This window comes from Clostridium porci (genome assembly GCF_009696375.1).
In the GTDB taxonomy this organism is placed as follows: domain Bacteria; phylum Bacillota; class Clostridia; order Lachnospirales; family Lachnospiraceae; genus Enterocloster; species Enterocloster porci.
In genome coordinates this window covers 59,785-72,487 of record NZ_VUMD01000014.1, presented here as the reverse complement: position 1 = coordinate 72,487, position 12,703 = coordinate 59,785, and the positions used below count along the sequence as shown (strand labels likewise).

At 55.1% G+C, this 12,703-nt stretch carries 11 protein-coding genes and 1 pseudogene; all 12 read right to left on the bottom strand.

The window, feature by feature from the left end; translation table 11 throughout:
• Nucleotides 1–508: 508 nt before the first annotated feature.
• The 12 genes and pseudogenes from FYJ39_RS14950 to FYJ39_RS14895 all read right to left on the bottom strand — a co-directional run bounded on the left by FYJ39_RS14950 (nt 509) and on the right by FYJ39_RS14895 (nt 12,687).
• Nucleotides 509–724: a transposon-transfer assisting family protein gene (locus FYJ39_RS14950; protein WP_154473257.1), complete on the bottom strand. Its 216-nt coding sequence runs from the start codon at nt 722–724 to the stop codon at nt 509–511.
• 1 nt (nt 725) lies between these two features.
• Nucleotides 726–3,506, bottom strand: coding sequence for a YodL domain-containing protein (locus tag FYJ39_RS14945; protein ID WP_195840452.1), 2,781 nt, complete (start codon nt 3,504–3,506; stop codon nt 726–728).
• 2 nt (nt 3,507–3,508) lie between these two features.
• Nucleotides 3,509–3,790 carry an immunoglobulin gene (locus FYJ39_RS14940; protein ID WP_154473255.1) on the bottom strand — a complete coding sequence of 94 codons (282 nt, stop codon included), beginning with the start codon at nt 3,788–3,790 and terminating at the stop codon, nt 3,509–3,511.
• Nucleotides 3,787–5,895, bottom strand: coding sequence for a DNA topoisomerase 3 (locus FYJ39_RS14935; RefSeq protein ID WP_456236691.1), 2,109 nt, complete (start codon nt 5,893–5,895; stop codon nt 3,787–3,789). Before FYJ39_RS14935 ends, FYJ39_RS14940 begins: the two co-directional genes overlap by 4 nt.
• Nucleotides 5,867–6,559: pseudogene (locus FYJ39_RS14930) on the bottom strand (conjugal transfer protein TraG). Before FYJ39_RS14930 ends, FYJ39_RS14935 begins: the two are co-directional and overlap by 29 nt.
• Nucleotides 6,556–6,750, bottom strand: coding sequence for a hypothetical protein (locus FYJ39_RS14925; RefSeq protein ID WP_154473254.1), 195 nt, complete (start codon nt 6,748–6,750; stop codon nt 6,556–6,558). Before FYJ39_RS14925 ends, FYJ39_RS14930 begins: the two are co-directional and overlap by 4 nt.
• Nucleotides 6,747–7,514 (bottom strand): DUF4366 domain-containing protein, encoded by a 768-nt coding sequence (locus FYJ39_RS14920; RefSeq protein WP_154473253.1) that lies wholly within the window; start codon nt 7,512–7,514, stop codon nt 6,747–6,749. The genes FYJ39_RS14925 and FYJ39_RS14920 overlap by 4 nt, the downstream gene beginning before the upstream one ends.
• Nucleotides 7,504–7,755: a DUF4315 family protein gene (locus FYJ39_RS14915; RefSeq protein ID WP_328597559.1), complete on the bottom strand. Its 252-nt coding sequence runs from the start codon at nt 7,753–7,755 to the stop codon at nt 7,504–7,506. Before FYJ39_RS14915 ends, FYJ39_RS14920 begins: the two co-directional genes overlap by 11 nt.
• Before the next feature lie 24 nt (nt 7,756–7,779).
• A complete protein-coding gene (locus FYJ39_RS14910) occupies nt 7,780–9,513 on the bottom strand; it encodes a C40 family peptidase (RefSeq protein WP_154473251.1) in 1,734 nt (577 codons plus the stop codon).
• A complete protein-coding gene (locus FYJ39_RS14905; protein WP_154473250.1) occupies nt 9,506–9,874 on the bottom strand; it encodes a hypothetical protein in 369 nt (122 codons plus the stop codon). Before FYJ39_RS14905 ends, FYJ39_RS14910 begins: the two co-directional genes overlap by 8 nt.
• On the bottom strand, nt 9,855–12,275 hold the full coding sequence (locus FYJ39_RS14900) for a VirB4-like conjugal transfer ATPase, CD1110 family (RefSeq protein ID WP_328597558.1): 2,421 nt from the start codon (nt 12,273–12,275) through the stop codon (nt 9,855–9,857). Before FYJ39_RS14900 ends, FYJ39_RS14905 begins: the two co-directional genes overlap by 20 nt.
• The gene (locus FYJ39_RS14895) at nt 12,220–12,687 is read right to left on the bottom strand and encodes a PrgI family protein (protein WP_154473249.1); all 468 of its coding nucleotides are present in this window, start codon (nt 12,685–12,687) and stop codon (nt 12,220–12,222) included. The genes FYJ39_RS14900 and FYJ39_RS14895 overlap by 56 nt, the downstream gene beginning before the upstream one ends.
• Between the last annotated feature and the right edge of the window lie 16 nt (nt 12,688–12,703).

The window sequence follows — 12,703 nt, the reverse complement described above, 5'->3', positions numbered from 1 at the left end:
GGCCACTGCCTCCAGCTGCTGGGCAAGGTCATCGCCGCTGACCTCGTAGGTGCGCTCCAGCATGGCCGACACGGAATCCCTGTGCTGTTCCTCCAACTGCCACAGCCATGGGGTGCGGGAATGTTCGCGGGTGCCGGTATCGGAAATATCGAACACATAACGCAGGCGGGGGCTGTCGCCGGAATCGTCCACCAGAGCAATACCCTTGGAACCACGGCGCACATACCGCCCCATTTTTTCATTCCATAAATCATACTCCGCGCAGGCGGTAGCGTCGGGGCGCTGGGCATAAATCAAAAGCTGCTCGTGGAACGGATACTTGTAAAGGCGGGCAGCGGTGGTGAGAAATCCTGCCCATTCCTGCCAGCTGCCGGTGAGCTGGGTCGCCACATGGTCGGCCATCTGCCGGTAAAATTCTGTTTTGGATGGCATGGTTGTTGTCCTCCCTTCGTGTTAAATGGAAATGGGGCGGCATTTTGCGCCGCCCCATTGGGTGTTTATGAAGTGCTTATTCATCAAAATCCGGGTACAGTTCCAGCTGGGCAAACTCGGTATCGGTCATAGCCCGGAGCTTCATAAGGGCGCTGTCCGTCAATTCCCGCAGCTCCGTTTCCTCCGGCGAAAGCTCGCCGCGCATCTCGCTCAGAGCGTCAATCAGCCCGGTGCGGCTGCCGGTGTTGTAGATGCACACGAGGTTCATTTCTTCAAAAGTAAAGTTTCCCATATCAAATCTCCCTTTCCGCGCTCTTTTTGGGCGCTGCCTTTTTGTGTTCCGTTTTGGGCTGGCTTTTCAGCTGCTCCACAACGGATTTTTTCTTGTCCCGTTCCTCCCGGTGGGCGGCGGCAGCCAAATCCATGAGGGAAATCGGCTGACCACTGCGGGCCTGCTGTTCCAGCTGCGCCACTGTCGGCTCTTTGGGGCCGTTGTTGATGATGCCGTCGATCATGCCGTAGTCATCCTCCACAGCCATTTCCGCATTTTTCAGCGGATTGTCCGGCAGGAATCCGGGAATCTCGGTGAAACCAACGCTGTCGCAGTAATGACAGGATACCTTACCGTCCTGCTTAATGGCAACGATGTCGCTGACGCTCAGGGATGGGCTGTGAAAATCCACCGGCTTTTGCAGGTTGAACTGCTCATACAGCGTTTCCAGCTGCTCCATGGTGCTGCCGGAACGGTTCAGCGGGGCGGTATAGATCAGGTCATAGTTGCTCCGCTTCACGGACAGATTGTGCGATTGCAGCCAATCCAGATTCATAAAACGCACATTCTGCGGATTGTCCCGGCTCACCTGATAAATGGCAAAGCAGCGGCCCTCATGGGCGAGAAACGCCTGCTCCCGTTCCAGCTGCCGGTCCTGCCGTTCCAGCACCTTTTCATGGAACGCCGGACTTTGCTCCCATTCCTCGTGTTCCACGCCGAACAACCCGCCATGCTCCATGATTTCCTCGGTGTCAAACACCATGCTTTCCGTGTTATCTTCATGGAGGACATAGACGGTCAGCCCGGCAGCGTCCAGTTCCAGCGCCCGTTCTCTGGTAACAGGCAGCATCCCATCAGAAGGATAGCCATATTCCTGCATATCCGAGACAGATACCTCACTGTCGGGCATGGGGTACTCATCCAGCGCCTGCTCCTGAGCATCCGGCAGCTGGGTGGCGGCAGCTTCTGCGGTCTGCTGGCCGCCCTGTTCCTGCGTCTGCTGACAGGCAGCATCCTGCAAGGTCTCAACCATGGACAGTGGGGCATCCTGAACAGATGGGTTTTCCAGTTTCAGCCCCTCACAAATCTGCCAGACAGCGGCGGAACGTGACAGTTCCGGGACATCCAGCTGGCCGCCGTCCAATTCTTTCATGCTTTCCTTGTCATAAAGAGTGTAGTCCCAGCCGGTATCACACGGCTGGATGTGCAGATAGACGGCATCGTTCAGAAGAAACAAGGCTTCCTGCGATGTATCCGCCTGTTCCGGCTCCTGTTTGGCGGTCAGGTCAATGCCGCGCTCCTTGCAGATTTCCTTGTAGTGGCGCTCGATGTCGTTAATCAGTTCACAGGAAGTCTTGTTGATGGTCTCCAGACTGGCCCGCAGTTCCTTCAGCTCCTTGCCCTTGGACCAGGAAGCGATGTAGCCGAAGCTATTCTCGCCGGTCTGAATGCCAAAATACTGGCAGACCGCATAGGAAATGCTTTCTGCTTCTACTTCTTCTGTGTTCCGGTCTTTGGGTTTTGGCTGGTCGGCAGTATTGTCTCCGGCAGCGGAGGTTTCCTGCATCTTTTGCCGATTATGGAGCTTGCTGTGTGCGATTTCATGGACAGTGGCGGAAACGATCTGTACCTCGCTCATGCCTTCCCGGATGGCGATGCGCTGCCGGTCAGAAGAAAAATAACCGTCCATATCGGCAGACATCGGTTCAAACTCGATGGGAACCGGAGCAGAGCGCCGCAGGACTTCCAGAAACGCTTCGTAATGCGGCACAGTCCCGGACAGGCTGGATGCCAGCTCTGGCAGGGGCTTTCCGTCCGTCTGGCTCACGTCGAACACCTTGACCGGGCGGAACATAGGAATCTCGATTTCCTTTTCTTCCATGACTGCCTTGCCGTCTGCATCCAAAATGAGGGCATGGGTGTCCGGGTCGCGCTTCATTTCCTCGATTTTCTTTTTGTAGGGCGTGGGGGCGATGATGGTAATGCCATGCTCGCCCTTTTTCACATGGCGCGCAAACTGGTTTTTCCACTTGTTGAACCCAGCCACCAGCGTAGCCTCCGGTTTCTGCATATAGATGAGCATGGTGTTGTTGACCGAATAACGGTGAAACTTGGACATGACGGACAGGTAGCGCATATACTTTTCACTCTCAAACAGCTCCTTGATACCCTGTTCAATGCCCGCCGTGATTTCCTGCAACCGTTCCCGGTTGGTGGGCTTATCAGCCATGATGTTCACTCTCCTCTCTAAATCGGCGATTGTTGATTGATGTTCGGTAATCCACAGCTTTTGTTCCTCCGGGCTGTCCTCCAGAAAAAAGTCCAGCAGATAGCCCACATAGTCCTTTTTCTGAATTGCCTCCATGAAACGGGGGTGTGGATGTTCCTCCGGTGTTTTGGGTGTGTAGTCCGTTTCCCACTTCCTGAGCAGATGGAAGTAATCGGCCAGAACGCGAAAGGTGTGGTCCCGGTCCTCCTTGAACTTCTGCGCCTCGGTTTTCTGGCGGACATAGCGCCGGGGAGGAGCCTGACTGTCATAGATAAGGACAAAATCTTGGGCCAGCTTCTCGGCGGCTTCTTTGGGAGACAGGTTGTAGAGCCAGGCGGTCAGGTCGATCACATCGCCGGTGGCCCCACACCCGAAGCAGTAGAAATATTCCTCGTTCAACTTCATGCTGGGATTTTTGTCATCGTGAAAGGGGCAGCAGGCCATGCTGTTCCGTTTAATCTCAATCCCATACCGTTCTGCGGCTTCCCGGACGGTGACAGACTGCTTGACCGCCTCAAATACATTTGTGCCCATCGTCAATCGGTTTTCGGTTTGGGGATGGGCGGCCTGTACCCGGCAGCTTTGGCCCGTTCACTGGCAGCCTTGCGGCGTTCGGCGCTGTACGGCTCCCGGACCGACACACAGCGTTTGGGAACCGTAAAATTGTGCTTATCTTTTTTGCAAATCTGTTCCGGGTGCTTTTTGGAAAGGCGGGTCAGCTTCTCCATCAGTTTCCGGTCATGGGTATAGACCTCAGCGGTGTCCTCGGCCTGATTGTAGAGGATAATGGTTTCCTGTTCATAAAGGGAAAGTTTCATCGTTTGCCGCCTTCCTGCCGGTCAAATTCCAGCTTGAAACCCACGTACTGCCCATCGTCCTCCAGAACCACAGTGGCATCGTAGGTCTTTCCGGTCTTTTCGGAATAAAGGCCGGTTACACGGGCGCGGCCATCTTTGAGCAGCGCCGCCACCACAGCTTTGGTGGGCTGTTTTTTCTTGGCGGCCCACCATTTACTGTTTTTCCAGATGACAAATTTGCAGGATTCATTCTGACAAAAGAACCCTTTTTGCAGTTCAGCCACATCGCCGCAGCAGCGGGGGCATTTGCCTACCACCTCGCGGGGCGGGGAAAATAGGTACTCGGTCCCCTTGATGACCTGATAGGTTTCCACCAGCTCTTGGAGCATGGCGCTGATTCCTGCCATGAAGTCCTCCGGGGACAGCTCGCCGCGCTCGATCTCGCTTAAACGGTGTTCCCATTCAGCGGTCAGCAGGGGCGATTGCAGCTGTTCCGGCAGAACGGTGATAAGGGACACCGCATCATGGGAAGGCATAAGCTGTACGGTTTTTTTACTCTTTTTTCGCTCTAAAAAACCGGTGGACACCAGCTTTTCCAGAATACCGGCGCGAGTGGCCGGGGTCCCCAGACCCTTACGCTCGGCATCCTCCGGCATATCGGCTTTCCCGGCAGTTTCCATCGCAGAAAGCAGCGTGTCTTCGGTAAAGTGTTTGGGTGGGGTGGTTTTGCCCTCCTTGACAGCAGTACCGGAAAGGGGCAAGTTCTGTCCCTCGGTTAATTCAGGCAGGGATTTCTCCTCGGCTTCTTTGTCCGGCTCCGTACTTTTCAGCCCTGCGCGGTAGGCAGCGTCCAGCGCCAGCCAGCCGGGGCGCTTCACAGTTTTGCCTTTGGCGGTAAATTCTGTACCGGCACACTCCACCGTAACGGCGGTTTCCGCATAGGTATGAGGGTCTGCCACAGCGCACAGCAGGCGTTGTGCCACCAGCTCCAGCACCGCCTTTTCGCCCACCGGCAGGCCGGGCAGGTCTGCATTTTGGAGATTGCAGGTGGGAATCACCGCATGGTGGTCGGTCACTTTCTTGTCGTTGATGACCGCACCGGCATCACAGGAAATGGCGATTCCTTTGCGAAACGGCATGGCATTGGCAACCAGATTGACCAGCACCGGCAATCCCTCCGCCATATCTGAAGTCAGATAGCGGCTGTCCGTGCGGGGATAGGTGCAGAGCTTCTTTTCATACAGGTTTTGCAGATAGTCCAGAGTTTGCTGGGCCGTATATCCCAAAAGCCGGTTGGCATCCCGTTGTAAAGTAGTCAGATCATAGAGGGCGGGCGGCTTTTCGGACTTGTCCCTACGCTCCACCTTTTTGACCGTCACATCTGCACCCTGGCAGGCGGCTTTCAGCTGCTCGGCGGCGGCCTTGTCCGCCATGCGCTCCCCGGAAGCGGAAAAACCGGGCAGCTCCAACGTGACCGTGTAAAACGGAACCGGCTGGAAGGTGTTGATCTCGGCTTCCCGCTGGACGATGAGCGCCAGTGTTGGGGACATGACACGGCCAATATTCAAAGTGCGGTGGTACAGCACTGAAAACAGTCTTGTGGCGTTGATACCCACCAGCCAATCTGCCTTGGCGCGGCAGAGCGCTGCATCCCGCAGGCCATCATAGTCCGCACTTGGGCGCAGGTTAGCAAAGCCCTCCCGGATGGCGGAATCCTCCATACTGGAGATCCACAGCCGCTTCATGGGCTTTGTGCATCCCGCCAGCTCATATACGCTGCGGAAAATCAATTCACCCTCGCGTCCGGCATCGCAGGCGTTTACCACCTCGGTCACATTCGGGGCATTCATCAGCTGTTTCAGCACAGCAAACTGTTTCTTTTTATCTTTGCCCACCACCATCTGCCAGTGTTCCGGCAGGATAGGCAGATCGTCATAGCGCCACTTGGCGTAGTTGGGGTTATATACATCGGCATCCGCCAGCCCAGCCAGATGACCCACACACCAGCTGACCAGCCAGCCGTTGCCCTCTAAATAGCCGTCCTTACGGGTTGTTGCTCCAATCACGGCGGCCAGACTTTGGGCAACAGACGATTTTTCAGCAATCACAAGTTTCATCATCTTCATCCTCCCATGCTTCCCGCACAGGCGTGTGCAGTTTTTTCTCAATGCTGTTTTCCTCATCCAGCAGCAGGTCATAGCCGAACCGGTAGTCATAGCGGTACAGTTTCCCCAGCAGATCGTTGATAAGGATACGGCAGGCCAAAATGACACGGGTTTTATCCACCTGCATCAGCCGGTAGCGTTGATAATTGCTGTAATATTCCCCATAACGGTTCGTACGGCGTACCGTATTCTCAAACACAATATCCACCGGGTCCTGGCAGCCGTCCTCTTTTTCACCTTCCATGCACTTCAGAAGTTCCATCACCATGGGGAAGCTCCGTTCATCCATCGGGGCTTCTTCTGCCAGAAAACCTACCAGTGCGGATAAGAGCAGGCGGGCGGCTGTCTGTTCCCGGTCTGTCAAAACCTCCATTGTCTATGTAGCATCCGGTAGGAGCTTTTCTTCCACAAAATCCGCCGCGTCGCCGGAATAAAGCTGACGGATGGAATCTATGGATAACGGAACCGTCACGGAATCCGGGGAGAAATTAAAGGGTTCTTCCCGTGTGGGCTTTTTCCGAAATTTGCTCCACACAGTTGAGAGAATGTCGCTGCCAAAATACACGGCGATCACCAGCAGGTCAAAAAACGCAATCAGCTTGATAAATGTAATCAAAATACTCATTTTTTTCGTTTCCTTTCTTTGAGCCATCGTACCATCTCACGGTGGCAGGCCCCCACGCAGGGCTGAGCATAATTTCCGCAGCCATAGCAGGGGTGGCTTTTGGGTAAAGAGAGAGGACGGGAAGTTTCCTTCCCGCTCTCCAGCCTGCGTGTCATCATGCGTTCATAGAGGCTGTCGGTAAATCGGGTCATGGGGTATCATCCTCACTTTCCTCACCGCCGCCCCCGTCAGCGTCCAGTTCGTCCGATTCCTCGTCCTCCAGCTCGATTTCTTCCTCGTCCGGCATTTTCTCGCCGTCCTCATAGTCATAATCGTCTGGATTGCTACTGTTTTTATTGTTGGCCTGACCCTTAATAAATTTGAAGTAGGCAAAGACAGCTCCGCTCATCACAGCCAGCACCAGCAGCAGGACAGCTGGGTTTAGCCCTGCGGATTCTTTTTTCTCAGGCTCCGCAGGTTCCTCCGGTGTTTTCGGCTCTGGTTCCTTGCCAGTGCAGCCGGTCCTATCCGTAGCGCACACTGGGCAGTCTGTATTGACCGCACCTGCTTCGCATTTTTCCGTGCAGTTGCAGACAGCGAGCGGTTCCTCGGCAGACTGCCCATCCTCCATCAGCGCCATCAGGTCAGCCTCGTCCACCTGATTCAAGAAATGGACGGCGGTTTCATTGTCCTCGTTGGCCCGGTCAATGAGGATATAGAAGTAGTTGCCCGCCTTGGTGGTAACAGTGATGAGCTGCTTGTTACCGCCAAAATCGTCCACCAAAGCGGCGTTGCCTTCCAGTGTCAGGGCAGGGCTGTCCTCGGTTTCCTCCACCACCACATTTTCATCGTTGGTAGTATCCTCTGCCGGGGGCTGTTCCGTCCCCTGGGCAAAAGCGGTGACAGAAAAACCGCCCATCAGCACCAGGACGGCGCAGAGGGCGGAAAGGGTCTTAATAATTCTCTTATTCTTCATGGGCGGCATCCTCCTGTTCGTCAGCGGAACACCTCTCCCTGCCGGGAACCATGCCGCCGGACAGCATGGCGCTTAACTGCTCCGGGGTCATACGCAGTGCACGCACCATCTGGACGATCTCCAGATTTTCCGCTTCGGTTTTCTGCGCTTCCAGCGTTTTCAGCTTTTCCTGATACTCCGCGATTTTCTCACGGGTTTTCTGGATTTCCCGGTCAATGCGTTCGATTTTAGTAGCCATAATCAATCACTCCTATCAAAAGATTTATCACCAGTTCATCAGGCCGTAGCCCTTGATGCACTCGTAGTTCACATCGTAGCTTCTGATTTTGCAGGCATCGCCGCTGTTTCCCTCTACGGTATAAACACGGCTGCCGTCTGTGCCGATGACAATGCCAACATGGTCGGCACTGCCGTCCCGGTCCCAATCGAAAAAGATGGCATCGCCGGGGGCGAGGTTGTCATAGCCCCGCGCACCCCATTGTCCATGGGACTGGAACCACGGGATACCCTGGGACTGGCAGGCGGCAAAGAGCGGCTCGGACAAACCGGTCTGCCCATAGCACCAGGACACGAAGCAAGCGCACCATTCCACACGGGAATTGAAGCCGTACCAGCTCCAATAGGGCTGACCGCCCACATTGCCCACCTGCCGTTTGGCCAGTTCCACCAGTTCCGGGTTGCCGGGGCGTGTGCCGTTTATAAACTCCACACCCTCCAAACTCTCGGAATCACTGGTGTTTGTGGAACCGCCGCCGAAGATCAGCGGCTTGTTGCCCAGCGTCTGCCGGTATACCTGATACATTTCCAGCTGTTCCGGGGGCAGCAGTTCCGAAGCCAGGTCGGAGATCGGTTTTCTGGTGAGCTTCACATTCAGGATGTAGTAGTTGTAGGGAACCTCAACGGTGTAGCTGTTGCCCTCGCTGTCAGTTCGGGTTTCCGTCCGGTAGCACACCTCGATTTCCTCGGTGAACGTCAGCTGATACTGCGCGTTGAATACGCGCTCCAACTCCGCCTGGGCGCTCTGCCAGGTGTAGCCCTGCAACACAGCGGACAGATAAGCCGCCAGCTCATGGGGGTCATGCCCGATCATATCCAGGTCATAGCGGTATTCGTCATATCCCGGATGGCTGCTTTCGATGTTGTCTATCTCGGCTTGCAATTCCGCTTCCTTGGCGGCATAGTCCGATTCTACTGCCAGAAGTTCCGGGTCATCGGACGGATAGGTAGAGCCGGAAATGGCAGAACCGATGCTCTGTGCCATCATGGAACAGGAGGACATGGTGTTGAGCAGCAGGCAGATGAGCAAAAAAATTGCGCCCACAAGCAAGAAGCCTTTTTTGTGGCGCATAACAAATGCTCCGGCCTGCTGTGCCTTTTCCTTGACCGTCTTGGCGGCCTTGCCGGTCTTTTTTGCGGTGCTGGCGGTATTCCCGGCAGTCTGACCGGCGCGTTTGGCGGCGGCGTATTCCTTTTTGATGCCCTGTTTTTGCTGCCAGCGGGAGATGGGATTGCTGGCAAGCTGGGGATTTTCCCGCAAAGACTTCTGATACAGGGCGTTTACATTGGCCTTTTCCAGCTTTTGCTCGGCCTGAGCTGCCTTGCGGTAAGGTTTCAGCTTGTGACTGCGGTAGCCCTCCCGCACAAGCCTAACGCCAGTCTCGGCAGCTTCCTCGGACTTGTGGGCGCTCTCCACGCCCACATTGTCCTGCTCCGTTTCTCGGATTTCCTTGTGGAGTTTCCCCAGCACCGCGTTTCCCGGAGCATCCCGTACTGCATGGGACAGCTTGGAGGGCGGCTTTTTCTTGTCCTCCAGCACCAGTTTGGTGGTCACTTTGCCGGTCTCCGGATCGATGGAGATTCGCCGCACCTGCTTTTTGGGGATTTTCGCCTGCGCCCTGTCTGCTTTGGCGGCGGCCCGGTCTGCTTTGCGGATGGGCTTTTCCAGCGCCGGGTCAGAGCGTTCCTCGTCTGTAAAGCGCAGGCGCGGTTCCTTACGCATACCAGCCACCCGCCATCAGGTCATTCAGCAGTACACAGGTTTCCGCATATACCGGAATCTGAATGGTTTCTGCCGGAAAGACCGTTGTGGACAGGAAAAGCGCCATCAGGGTTCCGCTTGCCATGTCCCGATCCTGAATCGGGCTGCCAATAAACAGCTTGGGAACATCCGCTATGCCCTCTGTCCAGATATGGTGAATCCGGGTAAATCCGGCATAGCCCTTGGGTGTGAGATTTTTTGCTGTCTTTTCCTGCTCATAGCAGTAATGAACGGCGGCGCGAAGCAGTTCCACCATCTGCTCACATCCGCTGACAGCGGCCAGAAGCAGACCTGCGCCTTTTTCAATTTCTTTCTTTGTCATGCTGCTCATCCTCCTTTTGCAAGTCCAACGGTTTGGTGGTCATAATGCGGTACAGTTCGGTGTTCTTTGGGAAGTGGTCCACGAAAGGCAGGATGGTGGAGCCGTAGAACAGCAGCCCTTCACCCTCGCCGGAGTGGGTCACATAGGAAAGCTGGTGCGGGGAAATGCCCAGCTGCTTGGCGAGAATCTGCCGGTCGCCGCCCGCCTGGTTGAGCATATACACGAAGTCGGAGTTTTCAAAGATGTTCTCCACCTCGCGGCTGCTCAAAAGGTCTTTGACGTTCTGCGTAATACCTGTCGGGATGCCGCCCCATTTACGGAATCGCTTCCAGATCTCCACAGTATAGGCGGCGGTCTGTTCCTCCTTCAAAAGCAGATGCATCTCGTCGATGTAGTAGCGGGTGGACTTGTGGGCGGCACGGTTGATGGTGACGCGGTTCCACACCTGATCCTGTACCACCAGCATCCCGATTTTCTTCAGCCGCTTGCCCAGCTCCTTGATGTCATAGCAGACAATGCGGTTGTTGATGTCCACATTGGTTCGGTGGTTGAACACATTGAGGGAGCCGGTCACATAGATTTCCAGTGCCGTGGCGATGTACTGCGCTTCCTTTTCGTCCTGCGCCCGCAAGAGGTTATACAAATCCTCCAGAATGGGCATATTCTCCGGGCGCGGATCGTTCAGATAGTCCTGATAGACCAGCCGCACACAGCGGTCGATGATGGTTTTCTGCACCGGCTGCAAACCCTCCTTGCCGCCTACGATCAGCTCGCACAGGGACAAAATGAAGTCGGACTTGAGAGACAGTGGGCTTTCATCGTCCGAATAGTCCAGGTTCAGGTCCATAGGGTTGATGTAGTTGGTGGAGGTAGGCGAAATCTTGATGACCTGCCCATGCAGGCGTTCTACCAGGGGCGCGTACTCTGCCTCCGGGTCACAGATGATGACATCATCACTGGTAAGCAGAAAACAGTTGGCGATCTCACGCTTGGCGCTGAAGGACTTACCAGAACCCGGTGTGCCAAGAATCAGTCCATTGGGGTTTTTCAGCAACTTGCGGTCCACCATGATGAGGTTGTTGGACAGGGCATTGATGCCGTAGTACAGGGCCTCACTGCCGGACTGGAACAGCTCCTGGGTGGTGAACGGCACAAAGATAGCCGTAGAGCTGGTGGTCAGCCCGCGCTGAATCTCGATCTGGTTCAGACCCAGGGGCAGGCAGCTCATCATGCCTTCTTCCTGCTGGAAGTCCAGCCTTGTCAGCTGACAGTTGTACTTCTGCGCGATGGAGCTTGCCTGGAACACATTGTTATCCAGCTGGCGGGGATTGTCCGCTGTGTTCAGCACCAGAAATGTCACAAGGAACATACGCTCGTTGCGGCTCTGTAAATCCTGCAACAGTTTTTTCGCTTCGCTGCCGTATGTGGCAAGGTCGGAAGGAATGATGTCCATATCGTACCCTGCTCTGACGGCTTTTTTCTGTTCCTCGATTTTGCTGCGGTCCAAATCGGTGATTTTCCGCTTGACCGTCTTGATTGCCTTGATCTGATCCACCGACTGGATATGCAGGCTGACAATGAGCGAGCTTTCCATATCCAGAAAATCAGCCAGCATCCGGTCATTCAGCTCCGGCGCTAAAATCTGCAAAAAAGAAACAGCCCCGTACTTTTTACCCATACGGAACTGCCTGCCGGTGCGGAACTCAAAGGAGCTGGGGGCGATAAAGTCCTTGGTGGACAGGCCGCTGGAGGGGAGCCAGTCCCACTCAAACCGGAACGGCAGCTGCTCATCCATGTGGAAGATGCCATGCAGCTGGGCAAGCCGCGCCTTTCCGTCCAGCGTTTCCGCTGCCACGCCCAGCCGCTTGAAGTTATTGAGAATATCGGTCTCAATGCGCTCCAGACGGGGCTTGGCCGCCTTGATGCTGTCTGCGTCAATACCAAAGGTCAGGTACTTGGTCTTGATCAGGCCGTTGTTGCCTCTGGCCAGTTGGTTTTGCAGCATGGTAGTGTACTCGATACGGATGCTGTCAAAATCGTCCCTTTGGAGAGGGATGGAGATGGCGCGGGCAAAGGTTTCCTCCGATGCCGCAAGGTTCAAGAAAGACAGCTCAAACTGAATCGAGCTGTCGAAGTAGTTGAGGAAATCGCACCAGCCCTCGAAGATCGCAGTCTTGTCCTCATTTTGGGAGAGCTGATAGTTGATGTCCTGAAATTGAATGGTTTTTGTGTAGTGGCCGTCTGATACCCGGCAGATACCGTCCGGCCACATCCGTTCATAGGGGATACTGTCCTGAGCGGATTTTTCCTTTTTGTCCGTGCGGTTGGCGCGAGCAATGGCAGCTTCAATCTGCTTTCTGTCGGTGCGGGACAGCTTTTTCTTTGTTTTGACCGGCTGCACAGCTTTTTCCTCGTTTTTTCCGAACAGCCGGTGCAGCCAGTTTTTGATTGCTGTAAACAATGTGTGACACCTCCTCGTCGAGATTTTCCTGCCGTTCCAGAATGGCATAGAAGTTATTGGTGCGGTAGGGGCGCTGCCTGGGGCGGATCACCGTGACGCGGATGATATTGCCCACGATCTTTTCCAACGGCTGTCCGTGCTTTTCGTACATCGCCAGCAGGAAGAAGGGCAGCATAACGAACATCATGCACAGGGCTGCCGTACTGTTCCCGGCAGAGCCACGGAGCAAAAAGAACAGCGGTACGCCCAAAAGCGTCCCTCCGCCGAAGCAGACCAACTGCCGCTTGGTTAAGTTGAAGGCAACCTTGGTTTTGACTTTGGTTAAGTCTTTGGGTACAGGTACATAGGCCATAGAAACTCTCTCCTCC

Excerpts from the sequence above, each read along its gene's own strand:
- FYJ39_RS14950 (WP_154473257.1), bottom strand. The coding sequence starts at position 724 with ATGGGAAACTTTACTTTTGAAGAAATGAACCTCGTGTGCATCTACAAC.
- FYJ39_RS14945 (WP_195840452.1), bottom strand. The coding sequence starts at position 3,506 with ATGGGCACAAATGTATTTGAGGCGGTCAAGCAGTCTGTCACCGTCCGG.
- FYJ39_RS14940 (WP_154473255.1), bottom strand. The coding sequence starts at position 3,790 with ATGAAACTTTCCCTTTATGAACAGGAAACCATTATCCTCTACAATCAG.
- FYJ39_RS14935 (WP_456236691.1), bottom strand. The coding sequence starts at position 5,895 with ATGAAGATGATGAAACTTGTGATTGCTGAAAAATCGTCTGTTGCCCAA.
- FYJ39_RS14925 (WP_154473254.1), bottom strand. The coding sequence starts at position 6,750 with ATGACCCGATTTACCGACAGCCTCTATGAACGCATGATGACACGCAGG.
- FYJ39_RS14920 (WP_154473253.1), bottom strand. The coding sequence starts at position 7,514 with ATGAAGAATAAGAGAATTATTAAGACCCTTTCCGCCCTCTGCGCCGTC.
- FYJ39_RS14910 (WP_154473251.1), bottom strand. The coding sequence starts at position 9,513 with ATGCGTAAGGAACCGCGCCTGCGCTTTACAGACGAGGAACGCTCTGAC.
- FYJ39_RS14905 (WP_154473250.1), bottom strand. The coding sequence starts at position 9,874 with ATGACAAAGAAAGAAATTGAAAAAGGCGCAGGTCTGCTTCTGGCCGCT.
- FYJ39_RS14895 (WP_154473249.1), bottom strand. The coding sequence starts at position 12,687 with ATGGCCTATGTACCTGTACCCAAAGACTTAACCAAAGTCAAAACCAAG.